The sequence below is a fragment of the Krasilnikoviella flava genome (genome assembly GCF_900167525.1).
GTDB classification, from domain to species: Bacteria; Actinomycetota; Actinomycetes; order Actinomycetales; family Cellulomonadaceae; genus Isoptericola; species Isoptericola flavus.
Window position 1 is genome coordinate 601,508 of record NZ_FUZQ01000002.1, and the last position, 17,185, is coordinate 618,692.

General features: G+C 74.6%; 16 protein-coding genes. 8 read left to right on the top strand and 8 right to left on the bottom strand.

Annotated features, from left to right (window positions below; translation table 11 throughout):
• Window positions 1-15: 15 nt before the first annotated feature.
• Window positions 16-525, top strand: a complete 510-nt coding sequence (locus B5Y66_RS07400) for a MarR family winged helix-turn-helix transcriptional regulator (protein ID WP_176168807.1) — start codon at window positions 16-18, stop codon at window positions 523-525.
• 188 nt (window positions 526-713) lie between these two features.
• On the opposite strand, the gene B5Y66_RS07405 is transcribed toward B5Y66_RS07400, so the two are convergent.
• Window positions 714-2,147 carry a class II fumarate hydratase gene (locus B5Y66_RS07405; RefSeq protein WP_079572943.1) on the bottom strand — a complete coding sequence of 478 codons (1,434 nt, stop codon included), beginning with the start codon at window positions 2,145-2,147 and terminating at the stop codon, window positions 714-716.
• Window positions 2,148-2,230: 83 nt separating this feature from the next.
• Here B5Y66_RS07405 and B5Y66_RS07410 point away from each other — a divergent pair, with 83 nt between their 5' ends.
• Window positions 2,231-2,800 carry a DUF1697 domain-containing protein gene (locus tag B5Y66_RS07410; RefSeq protein WP_079572946.1) on the top strand — a complete coding sequence of 190 codons (570 nt, stop codon included), beginning with the start codon at window positions 2,231-2,233 and terminating at the stop codon, window positions 2,798-2,800.
• 37 nt (window positions 2,801-2,837) lie between these two features.
• On the opposite strand, the gene B5Y66_RS07415 is transcribed toward B5Y66_RS07410, so the two are convergent.
• From B5Y66_RS07415 to B5Y66_RS07425, 3 genes are read right to left on the bottom strand one after another with little or no spacing between them, the layout of a single operon-like run.
• On the bottom strand, window positions 2,838-3,479 hold the full coding sequence (locus B5Y66_RS07415) for a carbonic anhydrase (RefSeq protein ID WP_079572948.1): 642 nt from the start codon (window positions 3,477-3,479) through the stop codon (window positions 2,838-2,840).
• Window positions 3,479-4,474: a carbohydrate kinase family protein gene (locus B5Y66_RS07420; RefSeq protein WP_079572950.1), complete on the bottom strand. Its 996-nt coding sequence runs from the start codon at window positions 4,472-4,474 to the stop codon at window positions 3,479-3,481. The genes B5Y66_RS07415 and B5Y66_RS07420 overlap by 1 nt, the downstream gene beginning before the upstream one ends.
• Window positions 4,471-4,767, bottom strand: coding sequence for an exodeoxyribonuclease VII small subunit (locus B5Y66_RS07425; protein ID WP_079572952.1), 297 nt, complete (start codon window positions 4,765-4,767; stop codon window positions 4,471-4,473). Before B5Y66_RS07425 ends, B5Y66_RS07420 begins: the two co-directional genes overlap by 4 nt.
• 101 nt (window positions 4,768-4,868) lie before the next feature.
• Here B5Y66_RS07425 and B5Y66_RS07430 point away from each other — a divergent pair, with 101 nt between their 5' ends.
• Window positions 4,869-6,488 (top strand): ATP-binding cassette domain-containing protein, encoded by a 1,620-nt coding sequence (locus tag B5Y66_RS07430; RefSeq protein ID WP_079572954.1) that lies wholly within the window; start codon window positions 4,869-4,871, stop codon window positions 6,486-6,488.
• A 15-nt stretch (window positions 6,489-6,503) separates the two neighbouring features.
• Here the strand turns inward: B5Y66_RS07430 and B5Y66_RS07435 are convergent, their stop codons facing one another.
• On the bottom strand, window positions 6,504-7,136 hold the full coding sequence (locus tag B5Y66_RS07435; RefSeq protein ID WP_079572956.1) for a TetR/AcrR family transcriptional regulator: 633 nt from the start codon (window positions 7,134-7,136) through the stop codon (window positions 6,504-6,506).
• Between the two features lie 95 nt (window positions 7,137-7,231).
• Between B5Y66_RS07435 and B5Y66_RS07440 the strand changes: the two genes are divergently transcribed.
• The gene (locus B5Y66_RS07440) at window positions 7,232-8,446 is read left to right on the top strand and encodes an FAD-dependent monooxygenase (protein WP_079572958.1); all 1,215 of its coding nucleotides are present in this window, start codon (window positions 7,232-7,234) and stop codon (window positions 8,444-8,446) included.
• On the opposite strand, the gene B5Y66_RS07445 is transcribed toward B5Y66_RS07440, so the two are convergent.
• The gene (locus B5Y66_RS07445) at window positions 8,430-9,581 is read right to left on the bottom strand and encodes an epoxide hydrolase family protein (protein WP_079572960.1); all 1,152 of its coding nucleotides are present in this window, start codon (window positions 9,579-9,581) and stop codon (window positions 8,430-8,432) included. The genes B5Y66_RS07440 and B5Y66_RS07445 overlap by 17 nt on opposite strands.
• Window positions 9,582-9,642: 61 nt before the next feature.
• Between B5Y66_RS07445 and B5Y66_RS07450 the strand changes: the two genes are divergently transcribed.
• Window positions 9,643-10,605 (top strand): helix-turn-helix transcriptional regulator, encoded by a 963-nt coding sequence (locus tag B5Y66_RS07450; RefSeq protein ID WP_079572963.1) that lies wholly within the window; start codon window positions 9,643-9,645, stop codon window positions 10,603-10,605.
• Here B5Y66_RS07450 and xseA read toward each other — a convergent pair.
• Window positions 10,571-11,863 carry an exodeoxyribonuclease VII large subunit gene (xseA, locus tag B5Y66_RS07455; RefSeq protein ID WP_079572965.1) on the bottom strand — a complete coding sequence of 431 codons (1,293 nt, stop codon included), beginning with the start codon at window positions 11,861-11,863 and terminating at the stop codon, window positions 10,571-10,573. The two genes, B5Y66_RS07450 and xseA, sit on opposite strands and share 35 nt — an antisense overlap.
• Window positions 11,864-11,946: 83 nt before the next feature.
• On the opposite strand from xseA, the gene B5Y66_RS07460 reads away from it, so the two are divergent.
• Window positions 11,947-12,990, top strand: coding sequence for a 4-hydroxy-3-methylbut-2-enyl diphosphate reductase (locus B5Y66_RS07460; protein ID WP_079572967.1), 1,044 nt, complete (start codon window positions 11,947-11,949; stop codon window positions 12,988-12,990).
• Between the two features lie 12 nt (window positions 12,991-13,002).
• Here B5Y66_RS07460 and rmuC read toward each other — a convergent pair whose 3' ends face one another.
• On the bottom strand, window positions 13,003-14,601 hold the full coding sequence (gene rmuC, locus B5Y66_RS07465) for a DNA recombination protein RmuC (protein ID WP_079572969.1): 1,599 nt from the start codon (window positions 14,599-14,601) through the stop codon (window positions 13,003-13,005).
• Between the two features lie 196 nt (window positions 14,602-14,797).
• Between rmuC and B5Y66_RS07470 the strand changes: the two genes are divergently transcribed.
• Together B5Y66_RS07470 and B5Y66_RS07475 are read left to right on the top strand one after the other, a co-directional pair.
• The gene (locus B5Y66_RS07470; RefSeq protein ID WP_079572971.1) at window positions 14,798-15,619 is read left to right on the top strand and encodes an ABC transporter ATP-binding protein; all 822 of its coding nucleotides are present in this window, start codon (window positions 14,798-14,800) and stop codon (window positions 15,617-15,619) included.
• Entirely contained in the window at window positions 15,589-17,184 is a 1,596-nt protein-coding gene (locus B5Y66_RS07475) for a hypothetical protein (protein ID WP_079572973.1), read from the top strand. Before B5Y66_RS07470 ends, B5Y66_RS07475 begins: the two co-directional genes overlap by 31 nt.
• The last annotated feature ends 1 nt before the right edge of the window (window position 17,185 follow it).

The following is a 17,185-nucleotide window of genomic DNA, read 5'->3' on the forward strand; positions in this document are numbered from 1 at the left end:
GAAGCAGTCGTGGGTGTGACCTCTATCCTGGTCGCCGTGGACTACATCGAGCGCGTGCGCGCGCAGTGGGCCGAGCGCCTGCCCGACATCGACACGTCCCCGGCCGAGGTGGGCGCCCGGGTGCGCCGGATCGCGGCCCTGCTCGAGGCCGAGCTCGCCGACGACCTGGCCGCGGAGGAGGTCACCCGCGCCGAGCTCGACGTCCTCACCGCCCTGCGACGGTCCGGGCGTCCGCTGCGCGCGGGGGAGGTCACGACGATGACGGGCTCGCCCGGCGCGTCGATCACCAAGCGGCTCGACCGGCTGGAGCGCGCCGGCCTGGTGGAGCGGGCCGTGCACGAGCGGGACAAGCGCGGCGTCCTGGTGGCGCTCACGGCGCGCGGGGAGTCGCTCGTCGACGAGCTGTTCCCGCGGCAGATCGAGCACGAGCGTTCCGCGCTGACCGATCTGTCGGTGACGGAGCGGGCCGAGCTCGGCCGGCTGCTCGCCGTCGTGCTGCGCCGGCTGGACCCGCGCGACTACTGAGCCGCCCGGGCGTCGTGCTGCGCGGGGAGGTGCCGCAGTCAGGTGGAACCCCCCAGCCCCGCGCCCCGAGGGCGCCTCCCCGCGTACGCCGACAGTAGCAGGTGAGGTTAGCCTTACCAACCCTCTTCGGTGGGTGAGCCTGTCGAGACCGGGAAACAGGGTCTCGACAGGCTCGACCGGCGAGAGGGTCAGGCCCGCGGGGGCTTCGTCATCGAGAGCACGTCCAGCGCGGAGTCGAGCTGGGCCTCCGTGACCTCGCCGCGCTCCACGAAGCCGAGGTCGATCACGGCCTCGCGCACGGTCATGCCCTGCTTGACGGAGTGCTTGGCGACCTTCGCGGCGGCCTCGTAGCCGATCACGCGGTTGAGCGGCGTGACGATCGACGGCGAGGACTCGGCGAACGCGCGGGCGCGGTCCACGTTGGCCGTGATGCCCGAGACCGTCTTGTCGGCCAGCACGCGCGACGCGTTGGCGAGCAGCCGGGTCGACTCCAGCACGCCCTGCGCGATGACCGGGATCTGCACGTTGAGCTCGAAGGAGCCGCTGGCGCCGGCCCACGCGACGGTGGCGTCGTTGCCGACCACGCGGGCGGCCACCATGAGCACGGCCTCCGGGATGACCGGGTTGACCTTGCCAGGCATGATCGAGGAGCCCGGCTGCAGGTCGGGGATCGCGATCTCGCCCAGGCCGGTGTTCGGGCCGGAGCCCATCCAGCGCAGGTCGTTGCAGATCTTGGTGATCGAGACGGCGATGGTGCGCAGCGCGCCCGAGAGCTCGACCAGGCCGTCGCGCGCCGACTGCGCCTCGAAGTGGTCGCGCGCCTCGGTCAGCGGCAGGCCCGTGTCCTCGCGCAGCAGCTCGATGACGCGCTGCGGGAAGCCGGCCGGGGTGTTGATGCCCGTGCCGACCGCGGTGCCGCCCAGCGGCACCTCCGCCGCGCGGGGCAGCGCCGCCTCGACGCGCTCGACGCCGAACCGGATCGCCGCGGCGTACCCGCCGAACTCCTGGCCCAGCGTCACGGGGGTGGCGTCCATGAGGTGCGTGCGGCCCGACTTCACGACGGAGGCGAACTCCTCGGCCTTCGCGCCCAGCGCGTCGGCCAGGTGCCGCAGGCCCGGGATCAGGTCGTGGATCGCGGCGGCCGTCGCGGCCACGTGCACCGAGGTGGGGAAGACGTCGTTGGAGGACTGTGACGCGTTGACGTGATCGTTCGGGTGCACGTCCTTGCCGAGCGAGCGCGTGGCCAGGGTGGCCAGCACCTCGTTGGTGTTCATGTTCGACGACGTGCCCGAGCCGGTCTGGAAGACGTCGATCGGGAAGTGCGCGTCGTACGCGCCCGAGGCGACCTCGTCGGCCGCGGCGACGATGGCGTCGGCGATGTCCCGGTCGAGCACGCCGAGCTCGGCGTTCGCGCGCGCGGCGGCCTTCTTGATCCGGGCCAGGGCCTCGATGTGGCCGCGCTCGAGCGTGGTGCCGGAGATGGGGAAGTTCTCCACGGCGCGCTGGGTCTGCGCGCGGTAGAGCGCGTGCGCCGGGACGCGCACCTCGCCCATCGTGTCGTGCTCGATGCGGTACTCGGTCTCGCCCGCGCCGGTGCCGGGGACGACGGTGTCGGAAGTCATGCCTCTATCGTGCCGCACCCCGGCGGGCGGTCCGTCGTGAGGCGGGTCACTCCGGTGTCGGTGCTGCGGGGGAGGATCGGCGCGTGACCTTCACCCACGTGGTCCTCTACCGCGCGATGAACCTGGGCCACCGCGGCAGCCCCGTCCGCGCGGAGCTGGAGGCCGCGCTGCTGGCGGCGGGCGCGCGTGCCGTGCGGTCGTTCCAGACCAACGGCACCGTGCTCCTCGACCCGGGGGAGCCCGGCACCACGACGGCGGACGCGGCCGCCGAGCGGGTGATGCGCGCCGCCGTGCCGCGGCTGGCCGAGCGCTCCGGCTACACGCACGCCGCGCTGGTGCGCCCGCTCGACGACGTCGCCGCCGCGATCGACGGCGACCCGTTCGCCCGCACCCGCGACGAGCGGACCTACCGGGAGACCCTGACCTTCGTCGACGGCGGCGAGCCGCTCCCCGTCGACCTGCCCTGGACGGACCCGCGCGACCTGCTCGACCTCGTCGCCGCACGACCGGGCCTGGTGCTCGGCGTGGTGCGCGGCGGGCCGGGCAGCGGGGGCGACCCGAACGGCGCCGTCGAGCGGTTCACCGGCGGGGTCGCCACCACCCGCACGCTCGGCACCGTGCGGCGGCTGCTGGCGGCCGCCGCACGGGGCTGAGCGGAGCGTCGGGGCCGCGCGGGCGGCGCAGGCGAGGTCAGGCGGCGGCCGGCTGCTCGCCGACCTCGCCGTCGACCGCCACGAGGCGCGCGCTGCCGTCGTCCAGGTCGTAGACGACGCCGACGACGGCGAGGCGGCCCGCGTCGACGGCCGCGGCGAGCGCGGCCGAGTAGCCGCGCAGAAGGCCGACGGTGTGCTTGACGTGCGCCGTGCGCAGCACGTCCGGGTCGATCGGCCCGGAGACGCCCTGGCGGCTGGTGAGCTCCGCCACCGACGGGATGACCTTGTCGACCACGGCGCGCACGAAGCCGGGCGGCTGCTCGCCGGTGGCCAGCGTGTGGGCCGTGGCGGCGACGGCGCCGCAGGAGTCGTGCCCCAGCACCACGACCAGGGGCGTGTGCAGCACCTCGGTGCCGTACTCGATGGAGCCCAGCACCGTGGTGTCGACGACGTGGCCCGCGGTCCGCACCACGAAGACGTCGCCCAGGCCCTGGTCGAAGATGATCTCCGCGGCGACCCGGGAGTCCGAGCACCCGAAGATCACGGTGTGCGGGTGCTGCACGGTGCGCAGCTCGTGGCGGCGGTCGGCGTCCTGGTCGGGGTGCTCCGGGGCGTCCTGCACGAACCGGGCGTTGCCGTCGCGCAGCCGCGCCCACGCTTCTGCCGGGGTCAGGGTCATCAGTGGTTCTCCGTTCCGGTGGGCGCCTCGGGGGCGGTGGGTTCGTGACGGTCCGCGCCGGCGAACCGCACGCGGTCGGGACCGATGAGGTCCGTGGGCCACGGCGGGTTCGCGCCGGCGCGGGAGACGGTCACGGCGGCCACGGCGACGGCGCGCGCGAGCATCCGCGACGTCGCTGCGCGGTCGATGGCGCGCAGGGCGTCGCGACGCGCCGACCCCAGCAGGTCCGCGCCCCACAGCCAGTCGAGCAACGCGCCCATGAACGAGTCGCCGGCGCCGACGGTGTCGACCACGTCGACCCGCGGCGCCGCGATCGTCACCTCGCCGGCGGCCGTGACCCCCGTCGCGCCCTCGCCGCCGAAGGTCACGACGACGAGCGCTGGGCCGGTGGTCTGCCAGGCTCGCGCGACGTCCAGCGGCTCGCGGCCGGGGTACAGCCACTCCAGGTCCTCGTCGCTGACCTTCACCACGTCCGTGAGCGCGACGATCTCCTCGACGCGGGGGCGCACCGCGCCGGCGTCGCCCATGATCGCCGGGCGGGCGTTGGGGTCGTACGTGACGGTCGCGGTGTCGCGCGCGGCCGCGAGGAGGCGCCGCACGTCGGCGTCGCCCGGGGCGAGGATCGCCGCGATCGAGCCGGTGTGCACCGCGAGGGTCTCGTCGGTCGCGCCCGCGCTGTCGGGCACCTGCCACTCGAGGTCGAAGTCGTACGTGGCGGCGCCGGCGGCGTCGAGGGTGGCCTGCGCGACGCTCGTGCGCGCGGCGCCGTCGCTGCCCGGTGCGAGCCCGACGCGCGACTCGGCGAGCCAGGCCCGCACGTCGTCGCCCCGCGCGTCGCGCCCGAGCCACGTCGCCAGCCGCACGTCGCGGCCGAGGCGACCGAGCGTCAGCGCGACGTTCGCCAGGCTGCCGCCTGGGTGCTCCTCGCTGGCCCCGTCGGGACGGTGCACGACGTCGACCAGCGCCTCGCCGACCGCGAGGACGTGCGCGCTCACGCGTCGTCCTCGGCGCCGTCGCCGGACCCGGCGAGTCCCGTGGAGCTCGCCTGCGCGGCCGCGAGCCGCTGACGCGCACCGTCGAGCCACTGCTGGCAGCGGGCCGCCAGGGCCTCGCCGCGCTCCCACAGGGCGAGGGACGCCTCGAGCGGCTCGCTGCCGGCCTCGAGCCGTGCGACGACCTGGACGAGCTCGTCGCGCGCCTCCTCGTAGGTCAGGTTCACCACGTCGGCGGGCAGGTCGGGGGTGGCGCCGGGCGGAGGGCTTGCGGCATCCGTGTTCGCGTCGGTCACGGGGACAGTCAACAACACCCGGCCGGCAGGGTGCCGCGGCGGTCCGCGGGCCGGGCGGAAATGCCTTGCGAGCCGGGTGGCGGTCGGGCAGCGTGCGCGGCATGGGTCATCTGGAGGTGGCGCACGTCGAGCACGTGCTGCCGGACGGTCGCACGCTGCTCGACGACGTCTCGTTCCGCGTCCCCGAGGGCAGCGTCACCGCCCTCGTCGGTCCCAACGGCTCCGGGAAGACCACGCTGCTGCGCCTGCTGTCGGGCGACCTGACGCCGCAGGCCGGCACCGTCACCGTGACGGGCGGACTCGGCGTCATGAGGCAGTTCGTCGGCTCCGTCCGCGACGAGAGCACCGTGCGAGACCTGCTCGTCGACGTCGCCACGCCGCGGATCCGCGACGCCGCCCGCGCCGTCGACGCCGCCGAGCAGGCGATCATGGAGGTCGACGACGAGCCCGCGCAGATGGCGTACGCACAGGCGCTCGCCGACTGGGCCGAGGTCCGCGGGTACGAGGCGGAGACACTGTGGGACGTGTGCACCGTCGCCGCTCTCGGCATCCCGTACGAGCAGGCGCGGTGGCGCGAGGTGCGCACCCTCTCCGGGGGCGAGCAGAAGCGCCTGGTGCTGGAGTCGCTGCTGCGCGGGACCGACGAGGTGCTGCTGCTGGACGAGCCGGACAACTACCTGGACGTGCCCGGCAAGCGGTGGCTGGAGGAGCAGCTGAGGGCCACGCGCAAGACCGTGCTGTTCGTCTCGCACGACCGGGAGCTCCTGGCGCGCTCGGCCGGCCGGATCGTCGCCCTCGAGCCGGGGCCTGCAGGGGCGGACGCGTGGGTGCACGGCGGTTCGTTCGAGACGTTCCACGACGCGCGGCGCGAGCGGTTCGCCCGCTTCGAGGAGCTGCGCAGGCGCTGGGACGAGAAGCACGCCCAGCTCAAGCGGCTCGTGGTCGACCTGCGTCGCGCCGCGACGATGAGCCACGACATGGCATCGCGCTACCGCGCCGCGCAGACCCGCCTGGCCAAGTTCGAGGAGGCGGGCCCCCCGCCGGAGCCGCCCCGCGAGCAGGACATCACGATGCGGCTGCACGGCGGCCGCACGGGGCTGCGCGCGGTGACGTGCGAGCGGCTCGAGCTGACCGGTCTCATGAAGTCGTTCGACCTCGAGGTCTTCTACGGTGAGCGGGTCGCCGTCCTGGGGTCGAACGGGTCCGGCAAGTCGCACTTCCTGCGGCTGCTCGGCGGTGGCGACGTGGCGCACACCGGCAGCTGGCGGCTCGGGGCGCGCGTCGTGCCCGGTCTGTTCGCCCAGACGCACGCCCACCCGGAGCTCTTCGGCCGCACGCTGCTGGACATCCTCTGGGCCGACCATGCGCACGACCGCGGCAAGGCGATGGCGGCGCTGCGCCGCTACGAGCTGACCGTGGCGGCGGAGCGACCGTTCGACCGCCTCTCCGGCGGCCAGCAGGCGCGGTTCCAGATCCTGCTGCTCGAGATCTCCGGGTGCACCGCGCTGCTCCTCGACGAGCCCACGGACAACCTCGACCTGGAGTCCGCGGAGGCGCTGCAGGAGGGGCTCGAGGCGTTCGAGGGCACGATCCTCGCCGTCACGCACGACCGCTGGTTCGCGCGGGGGTTCGACCGGTTCCTCGTGTTCGGGCAGGACGGCGTGGTCCGTGAGACGACCGAGCCCGTCTGGGACGAGGGGCGCGTCGCCCGCGCCAGGTAGGCGGGGGAGGCGGGGTCAGCCGTCGCGGGGCTCGCGGGCCGCCGCCCGCGCGCGCCGGCCCGCGACGACGTCGAGCACGTTGTCGACGAGCTGCTCGGCGTGCTCGCCGACCGGCTGCAGCATGCCGAAGGTCGCGCCGAGGTAGGCCGGGGACAGGACCAGCAGCACGACGTCCAGCGGGGTCAGCTCGGTCGTCCCGCTCGCGTCGAGCAGCCGCTGGAAGAGCTCGAGCCGCGGGCGGAGGATCTCCTGGGTACGTTCGGGGCCGGACCGCGTGTCCCGTGCCGCGGTCGCGAGCGCGCGGACGAACGCGAGCCCGCCGGGGCGGTCGAACGTCTCCACGAGGTTGCGGGTGTAGGCGAGCAGATCGGCGCGCAGGTCGCCGGTCGCCGGGATCGGTGACGCGACGTTGACGTCGGACACCGCGACGTCGAGGACGAGCGACTCGCGCGTGCGCCAGCGGCGGTAGACCGTCGCCGGGTGGACGCCCGCGCGGGCCGCGACCTCGGGGATTTCCGGCGGCTCGCCGCCGTTCTCGGTCATCAGCTCGCGCACCGCGTCGTGCACGGCCGCCCGCGTCCGGGCCGTGCGGCCACCGGGGCGCACGGTGCCGGTCGCCTGGATCTCCCTGTCGTGGGGGTCGGACATGCGACGACCTTATCGCAACGAAAATTGCGTGAGGACTCGTCGCGCCCTAGTCTCGCTAACGCGAGAGCAGTTGCGTCAATGCTGAGGAGGGCGAGATGTCGAAGGTGCTGATCGTGGGTGCGGGGATCGCGGGCGACGCGCTGGCGGTGCTGCTCGACCGGTCCGGGTGGGAGGTCGACGTGGTCGAGATCGCGCCGGCGCTGCGCGCGGGCGGCCAGACCGTCGACCTGCGCGGCGACAGCCGCGAGGTGCTCCAGCGGCTCGGGCTCCTGGAGGCAGCGCTCGACGCCACCGTCGAGCAGCGCGGCCTGGCGTGGATCGACGCGGACGAGCGGCGTCGTGCCGAGATGCCCGTCGAGGCTTTCGGCGGCGCCGGGTTCGTCTCCTCCGAGGAGCTGCTGCGCACTGACCTGGCGCGCCTCCTCCACGGCGCCGTCGGCCCGCGGACCACCCACCGGTTCGGCGACACGATCGTGGGTCTCGCGGAGGCCGGTGAGGGGGTCGCCGTCGAGTTCCGCGAGCGCCCCCCGGAGGTCTACGACCTCGTCGTCGGTGCGGACGGTGCGCACTCCCGCGTGCGACGGCTCGTCTTCGGCCCCGAGGAGGCGTTCCGGCGGCCGCTCGGGCTCGCCCACGCGTGGTACACGCTGCGGGAGACGCCGACGACCCCCGGCCTCGACGGCTGGTTCCTCATGCTCAACCTGCCGGGGTCCCGCGTCGTCGAGGCGCGACCCGGGCACCCCGGCGAGCAGGAGGTCGGGCTGACGTTCCCGGTCGACGTGCTGCCGCCCCGCGACGACGCCGAGGCGCGGTTCGCCCTCCTCGAGCGCACGTTCGCGGGCGCCGGCTGGCGCACCGCCGAGCTCCTCGCCGCCGCCCGGGCGGCCGACGACTTCGCGCTCGACACGTACGACCAGATCCGGATGGACGCCTGGTCGCGGGGTCGGGTCGTCCTCCTCGGGGACAGCGCCTGGTGCGCGAGCCCGCTGAGCGGCCTCGGCACCGCGCTCGCGCTGCGGGGTGCCGCGACGCTCGCCGACGCGCTCGGTGCGCGGCTCCCGGACGACGTCGCCGGCGCGCTCGCGGCGTACGAGTCCGCCATGCGGCCCGTGACCGTCCGGGCGCAGGCGATGTATCCCGGGCGGGTGCGCTCGTTCGCGCCGCGCACGCGGCTCGGCATCGCGGCCATGACCGGCGTGATGCGGCTGGTCCAGCGCGGTCCGGTCGCGACGTTCCTCACCCGGCACGTCGGCGACTACGGGCAGGCACCCGAGGCGGCGCCCACCCGGCCGGTCACGACCGGCCGCTGAAGAATGCGCGGAGGTCCGCCGCCAGCAGCTCGGGCTCCTCCATCGCGGGGAAGTGCCCGCCCTCGGCGTGCTCGGTCCACGAGTCGATCGCTCCCCACGCGTTGAACACTTTCGCCATCAGCGGGTGGGTGTCGAACACGGACCAGGCCGACGGGACCTCGGAGGCCGCGAGCCAGTCGAGGCCGGAGTGCGAGGCCTCGTAGTAGAACTGCGCGCTCGACGCGCCGCTGCGCGTGAACCAGTACAGCGACACGTTCGTGAGCAGCTGGTCGCGGTCGACCGACTCGTCCGGGGTGCGGCGGGCCGGGTTCGTCCAGGTCTGGAACTTCTCGGCGATCCACGCGAGCTGGCCGACGGGCGAGTCGGTGAGCGCGGCGCCGATCGTGTCGGGGCGGTGGTTCTGCATCTCGAAGTAGCCGTGCTCGCTTGCGTCGGCGGCGCGCACCGCCTCGATCTGCGCGACCTCGTCGTCCGTCAGGCCGTCGGGCAGCGGGAACTGGTCGCCGACCATGCCGAGCGACCGGCCGTCGCTCCCGACGTGGGTGCCGATCACGCGCTGCGGGTACAGGGCGGCGAGCCGCCCGGTGGTGCCCGCGCCGATGTCGGTGCCGTGCACCGCGAACCGCTCGTGACCGAGCCGCGTCATGATCTCGGCGTACGCCTCGGTGGTGCGGGCGATCTCCCAGCCGGTCCCGGACAGGGGCGTCGAGTACCCGAACCCGGGCAGCGACGGGACGACGACGTGGAACGCGTCGGTGAGCAGCGGGACCAGGCGCTGGTACTCGACGAACGAGCCGGGCCAGCCGTGGCACAGCAGCAGCGGGGTCGCGTCCGGGTTCGCGGAGCGGGCGTGGACGACGTGGAACGTCTGGCCGTCGACGACGGTCGTGACCTGCTCGTGGGTGTTCAGTGCGACCTCCTGCGCGCGCCAGTCGAAGCCGTCGCGCCAGTACTCGGCGAGCTCGCGCAGGTACGGCAGGGGGATGCCGCGGCTGAAGTCCGTGCGGTCGTCGCGGCCGGGCACGGGCAGGGGCCAGCGGGTGCGCGCGAGCCGGTCGTGCAGGTCGTCGAGGTCGGCCTGCGGCACGTCGATGCGGAAAGGGACGAGGGCGCTGTCTGCGGTGTTCGTGGTCATGGCTCCACGCTCCCAGCAAACGCGGAAGACGAGCTTCCGCGATCGGTGACAGGATCGCGACGTGATCGAGACGTCGGCCCGCCTGCTGCAGCTGCTCTCCCTGCTTCAGCTGCGTCGCGACTGGACCAGCGGCGAGCTCGCCGGCCGCCTCGGGGTCAGCACACGCACCGTGCGCACGGACGTGGGCAAGCTCCGGTCGCTCGGCTATCCGGTCGAGGCACGCCCCGGCGTCGCCGGCGGCTACCGCCTGGCCGCCGGGACCGCGATGCCGCCGCTGGTGCTCGACGACGACGAGGCGGTCGCGGTCGCGATCGGGCTCGGTGCCGCCGCGCACGGGGTGCCCGGGGCGGGGGAGACGTCGCTCACCGCGCTGGCCAAGCTCGAGCAGGTGATGCCCGCGCGCCTGCGGCGCCGCGTCGAGGCCGTCCGGGACGCGACCAGCGTGGTGCCCGGCGGGGACCCGGCCCTCGACCTCGAGGTGCTCGGCGGCGTCGCCGCCGCGATCCGGTCCGGGGAACGGCTCCGGTTCCGCTACACCTCCCACGACGGTGCCGGGTCGGCGCGGCACACCGAGCCGCACCGCCTCGTGAGCTGGGGCTCCCGCTGGTACCTGCTCGCATGGGACCTCGAGCGCGTGGACTGGCGCGTCTTCCGGGTCGACCGCATCGCCCTGCGCCCGCCCACCGGCGCGCGGTTCCGGCCGCGCGTCATCCCCGAGGACGACGTGCTGCGTCACGTCGTGGCGCGGGTGGGCCGGGCGACCTGGCGCTACCGGGCGCGGATCCTCGTGCACGCGCCCGCCGCGCAGGTCGTCGCGAAGGTCGGCTCGCCGCTCGAGGTCGAGGAGGTCGGGCCGTCCACCTGCCGGATCGAGGTCGGGAGCGACGACCCCGACCGGCTCGCGCTCTGGGTCGCCCAGCTGGGCATGGACGTCGAGGTGCTCGAAGGAGCGGAGCTGGCCGCGGCCTTCGGCCGGCTGGCGGACCGGTTCAGCCGCGCGGCGCGGGTGACGCCGTCGCGGTGACGGCGGCGTCCAGCGCCCCGTCGGCGACGCGCACGTGCACCGCGTCCCCGGGCTCGACGTCCCGGGCCGCGCGCACCACGTGCCCGTCGCCGCGCTGCACGACGGCGTACCCGCGCTCGAGCGTGGCCTGCGGGGACAGGGCCCGGACCTGCGCCTCGAGGCGGCCGACCTCGCCGGCGGCCCGCAGCAGGGCGGCGTCGAGCCGGTGCCGGGAGTGCCGGACGAGCTGGGCGATCTCGCGCTCGCGGACGTCGATCGTCGTCTGCGGCCGGGCGAGCGCCGGCCGCGACCGCAGGGCGTCCAGGCCGTGCTGCTCCCGCGCGACCCGGCCCGCGACCGCCGCGCGCATCCGCCGGCGCGCCTGGTCGAGGCGCTGCCGCTCCTCGGCGACGTCGGGCACGACCTGCTTCGCGGCGTCGGTCGGGGTCGACGCACGGTGGTCGGCGACGAGGTCGAGCAAGGGCGCGTCCGTCTCGTGCCCGATGGCGCTGACCAGCGGCGTCGTGCAGCCGGCCGCCGCGCGGACCAGGGCCTCGTTGCTGAACGGCAGCAGGTCCTCGACCGAGCCGCCGCCGCGCGCCACGACGATCACCTCGACCTCGGGGCGGGCGTCGAGCTCGGCGATCGCGGCGCTCACCTCGCGTACCGCGTCGACGCCCTGCACCGCGACCTCGCGGATCTCGAACCGCACCTGCGGCCAGCGCGCCCTCGCGTTGACCACGACGTCGTGCTCGGCCTTGGACTCGCGACCGCACACGAGGCCGACGACGGCGGGCAGGAAGGGCAGGGGGAGCTTGCGGTCGAGGTCGAACAGGCCCTCCGCGGCGAGCACCCGCCGGAGCTGGTCGATGCGCGCGAGGAGCTCGCCGACGCCGACCTGCCGGATCGCGGTCGCGCGCATCGACAGGCGCCCGTTCTTCATCCAGAACTCGGGCTTGGCCTGCACCACCACGTGGTCGCCCACCTCGGGCTTGTGGTGCAGGCCGTCGTAGATCTTGGTGAGCACGTGCACCGGGAGCGAGGCCTCCGCGTCGGTGTCGCGCAGCGTGACGAACTGCAGCCCCGACCGTCCGCGGTACGTGTGCTCCACGACCTGGCCCTCGACCCAGACCGCCGACATCCGCGCGACGTAGTCCCGGATCTTCGCGGACAGCAGGCGCACCGGCCACGGGCGCTCCGGCGTCGTCTCGCGGGCGAGCTCGGGCAGGGGCTGCGGCTGGGCTTGCGGCTGGGACGTGTCCGACACGGCGTCCAGCATGCCCCACGCCCCTGACGGGCCCGTCAGCCGCTCGGCAGGAGCCCGTCACAGGACGTCCACACCGGCCCACCTAGACTGGCCGCGTGACTGCGACCGCCCCGGCTCCGATCAGCCCGACCACCACCAAGCGCGTGCTCCTCGCCGCTCCGCGCGGCTACTGCGCGGGGGTCGACCGCGCCGTCGTGGCGGTGGAGAAGGCGCTCGAGACGTACGGCGCGCCGGTCTACGTGCGCAAGGAGATCGTGCACAACAAGCACGTGGTGGAGACCCTGCGCGACCGAGGAGCGATCTTCGTCAACGAGACCGACGAGGTGCCCGAGGGTGCCCGGCTCGTGTTCTCCGCGCACGGGGTCTCGCCCGCGGTCCGGGAGTCCGCCGCGGCGCGCAGCCTCGACACGATCGACGCCACCTGCCCCCTGGTCACCAAGGTGCACAAGGAGGCCGTGCGGTTCGCGAAGGACGACTACGACATCCTCCTCATCGGCCACACGGGGCACGAGGAGGTCGAGGGGACGGCCGGCGAGGCACCCGACCACGTGCAGGTCGTGAACTCCCCGGACGAGGTCGACCAGGTGCAGGTCCGCGACCCGCAGAAGATCGTCTGGATCTCGCAGACCACCCTGTCCGTGGACGAGACCATGGAGACCGTGCGGCGTCTGCGCGACCGCTTCCCCGAGCTGCAGGACCCGCCCAGCGACGACATCTGCTATGCCACGCAGAACCGCCAGGTCGCGGTGAAGAAGCTCGCCCCGGAGTGCGACGTCGTGATCGTGGTGGGCTCCGCGAACTCGTCCAACTCGGTGCGCCTCGTCGAGGTGGCGCTGCAGGCCGGCGCCCGGACGTCCTACCGCGTGGACCGCGCCGCCGAGATCGACCCGTCGTGGCTCGACGGCGCCACCACGGTGGGCGTCACCTCCGGCGCCTCGGTCCCGGAGATCCTGGTGCAGGACGTCATCGACTACCTGGACGGCCGCGGCTTCGCCGACGTCCAGGAGGTGCGCACCGCGACCGAGGACCTGATGTTCTCCCTGCCGCGCGAGCTGGCGCGCGGTCTCAAGGCCGCGGGCCACGAGGAGAAGCGGCCCCGCCGCGGTGCCCGGACCGCGCTCCCCGTCGAGCCCGCCTGACCGCCGGCGGGCTCAGCCCGCTGCCGACTCGTCCTTCTCGTCGGGCTCGGACGCGCGCGCGAGGTCGCGCTGCGCGGCGTCCACGAGCGACTCGACGGAGTCGTCGCGGTCGCCGCCGGCCGTGAGGGTGCCGAGGTCGACGACCAGGCCCTCCTCGACGGCGAGCAGCTCCGGCTTGGTGACGGCGCGGGTGGTGTCCTCGACCGCCTTGAGCGGCTCGATGGCCTGACCTGCGTCCACGACCTTCAGCTCGACCATCCGCCGCGCCTGCGGCAGCACGCGCGTCTCGAGCGACCCGACGAACGCGTTGTAGTGCTTCGTCGCGGTGGTCATGGACTGCCCGAGCCGGGTGATGCTCTTGGTCATCGTGACGATGCGGGCGTACAGCTCCTTGCCCGTCTGCAGCACCTTCTGCGCGTCCTCGGCGACGGCGTCCTGCTGCCACGCGTACGCCACGGTGCGCAGCATGGCGACGAGCGTCATCGGGGTGGCGACGAGCACCCGCTTGCGGATGGCGCTCTCGAGGAGGTCGGGCGACCGCTCGACGGCGGCGGCCAGGATCGGCTCCGCCGGGACGAACATGACCACGAACTCGGGGGCGGCGTCGAACTGCGACCAGTAGGCCTTGCCCGCGAGCACGTCCACGTGCTTGGCGAGGTCCTTGGCGTGGGCGTCGAGCTCCTTGTCGCCGTCGGCCGGGCTCGTCGCCTGCTGGGCACGCAGGTACGCGCTGAGCGGGACCTTCGCGTCGACCACGATGTTCTTGCCGCCCGCGAGGCTGACGACCAGGTCGGGGATCAGCGTCTCGCCCTCCGCGGTGGTGCGGTGCACCTGGGCCTCGAAGTCGACGTGGTCCAGCATCCCGGCGGCCTCGACCACGCGCTTGAGCTGCAGCTCGCCCCACACGCCGCGGGTCTGGTTGGAGCGCAGGGCGGAGACAAGGTCGCTCGTGCCGATCCGCAGCTGCGAGTTCACCGTCTCGAGCTGGCGCAGCTGCTCCGTGAGGGCCGTGTGCCCCTGGAGGCGAGCCTGCTCGGCGGTGTCGACGCGCGCGTTCACCTTGTCGAGGGTCTTGCTCATCGGGTCGAGCAGGGCGCGGATCGCCTGCTCCCGCTGGGCGAGCGTCTCGTCGTTCTTCTGGGTGCTGCGCCGGAGGCGCTCGTCCGCGAGGTCGAGGAACTGCTTCTGGTTCGCCGTCAGCACGTCGTTGGCCAGGGCGCGGAACCGCTGCGCCGCGGCCTCCTGGTCGCCCTTCGCCTCGGCGAGCTGCCGCTCCAGGTCCTCCCGCACCTGGATCAGCAGACGGTCGGCCTGCTCCCGGGCCTCCACCACGCGCCGGTCCGCCTCGTCGCGGGCGCGGTCGAGGTCGCGCTCCGCCAGCTCGCGCTGCTCGGCCAGCCGTCGCTCGGCGTCCGCGGCCGCGACCTCCAGCCGGCCGCGCAGGTCGGCGGCGTCGCGCCGCACCGACTCCAGCTCGCCGTGCTCGCGCAGGCGCTCCATCTCCTGCGAACGACCGGACCGGGCTCCGCGGTACGCGTGCCCGAGCCACCCCAGCAGCGCTCCCACCACGAGAGCGCCGAGGGTGAGCAGCAGCAGGGTGGTCGTCGTCATGGGCCACACGGTGTCACGCGGGACCGACACGGCCCAGCACCCACGCGACGAGCGCGCTGACCCGACCCTCAGGACGTGGGTCCGAGGATCGCCTCGGGACGCCCGGCGCGCCGGGAGGATCGCGGGGCGTCGCTGACCTGGGCGGTGACGTGCCGCGGCGCGGGTCCGGGCGCCGCCCGCGCACTACGGTGGACCCGTGAGCGACCAGACCGGGCCGCCGCCGCCCGCGGCCACCGTCCCCCCGCCCGACCTCGGCGCCGCCCTCAGCCTGCGCGGCCTGTGGAAGCGGTTCGGCCAGAAGATCGCCGTCGCGGGGGTCGACCTCGACGTCCCGACCGGCTCGTTCTTCGGCCTCGTCGGCCCCAACGGCGCGGGCAAGACGACGTCCCTGTCGATGGCGACCGGGCTGCTGCGCCCGGACTTCGGCACGGTGCACGTGCACGGCACCGACCTGTGGGCGCGGCCCGAGGAGGCCAAGGCGACGCTCGGTGTGCTCCCGGACGGGGTGCGCCTGTTCGACCGGCTGACCGGCGCCCAGCTGCTCACGTACGCGGGCCTGCTGCGTGGGCTGGACCGGGACACGGTCGCCGGGCGCACCGAGGACCTGCTGCGCGCGATGGACCTGGTGGGGGACCGCGACACGTACGTCGTCGACTACTCCGCCGGCATGACGAAGAAGATCGGCCTCGCCTCCGCGATGATCCACGCGCCGGGCGTGCTCGTCCTCGACGAGCCCTTCGAGGCGGTGGACCCGGTCAGCGCCGCGAACATCCGCGACATCCTGCACGGCTACGTCCGCGACGGCGGCACGGTGGTGGTGTCGAGCCACGTCATGGACCTGGTCCAGCGGATGTGCTCGCACGTGGCGATCATCGCGGGCGGGCACGTTCTCGCGGCCGGGACGGTCGCGCAGGTGCGTGGCGAGCAGAGCCTCGAGGACCGGTTCGTGGACCTGGTCGGCGGACGCCGGGAGTCGGAGGGACTGGCGTGGTTGCGCAGCTCGTCCGCCTCAAGCTGACCCTCCTGGCCAACACGTTCCGCCGGAGCGTGTGGCAGACGGTCGGCCTGGTCCTCGGCTCCCTGTACGGCCTCGGCGTGCTCGTGCTGGTGGTGGCCGCCGCGGTGGCGGGCGGCACCGCCGACCCGGTGGTGACGGGGCACGTCGTGACCGTGGTCGGGGCCCTGGTGGTCCTCGCGTGGTGGGTGGTCCCGGTGTTCGCGTTCGGGGTGGACGCCACCCTCGACCCGCGGCGGTTCGTGACGTTCGCGATCCCGCGGCGCACGCTGCTGGCGGGCCTCGCGCTCGCGGGCCTCGTGTCGATCCCCGCGGCGGTGACGACGCTCGGCGCCCTCGGCGTCTCGCTCGCCTGGTGGCGGCACCCCGTGGCCCTCGTCGCGGGCGTGCTGGGCGGCCTCCTTGCGACGGCGCTGTGCGTCGTGGGCTCGCGTGCGACGACGACGGCGCTCGCGCCCTTGCTGGACTCGCGCCGCTCCCGCGAGGTCCTGACGATCGTGGCGGTGCTCCCGCTCGTGCTCATCGGCCCCGCGGTGGGCTGGCTGGCGAACGGCGTCGAGGTCACGGTCGGCGGCTCGCCGGACGGGCTCGACGCGGCGCTCGCGCCCCTGGTGCAGGTCGTGGGCTGGACTCCCCTCGGGGCGCCCTGGGGGCTCGCGTCGGCCGCCGGCGAGGGCGCGTGGGGGCTGTTCCTGGCACGGCTGGCGATCTCTGTCGCGGCCCTGGCCCTCGCCTGGTGGGTCTGGGACCGTTCGCTGGCCCGGGAGCTCGTGACCCCGCGCGGCGGCGGGGAGGCCGCCGCGGCGAAGGGGCTCGGCTGGTTCGGCCGGCTGCCCGCCACTCCCACGGGCGCGGTGGCCGCGCGGGCCGCCACCTACTGGCTGCGCGACCCGCGGTACGCGGCGTCGATCGCCATGGTGCCGCTGCTGCCGCTGGTGCTGCTCGCCGTCGGGCTGACGAACGGCGCGGGCGGCGGGCTCCTGCTGGTCATGGCCCCCCTGGCGGCGTGGCTGCTCGGCTTCGGCATCTCGAACGACGTCGGGTACGACAACACGGCGTTCGCGCTGCACGTCGCGACCGGCACGCCGGGGCGCGTCGACCGGTGGGGGCGCGTGCTGCCCGTGCTGGTGGGCGGGCTGCCGCTGTCGCTGGCGTTCGCCCTCGTCGGCTGCGCCGTCGCCGGGCGGTGGGACGCGCTGCCGGCGCTGCTCGGCCTGACCCTCGGCGTCCTGGGCGCGTCGCTGGGGATCTCGAGCGCCGTCTCGGCGCGGCTGGTCTATCCCGTGCCGAGGCCGGGGGAGAGCCCGTTCAAGTCCCCCCAGGGCGCCACGATGGCCACGATGCTCGCCCAGATGGCGGCGATGGCGATCACCCTCGCGGTGAGCGTGCCCACGCTCGCGCTCGCCGTGCCCGCGATCCTGCTGCCGATGGCGACGCTCGGGTGGGTGGCGCTCGGCGTCGGGGTGGTGACGGGCGCGGTCGTGCTGCTGCTGGGCGTGCGCTGGGGCGCGCGTACCTACGACCGTCGTCTGCCGGAGCTGCTGCAGCAGGTCATGGCCTTCGGCTGAC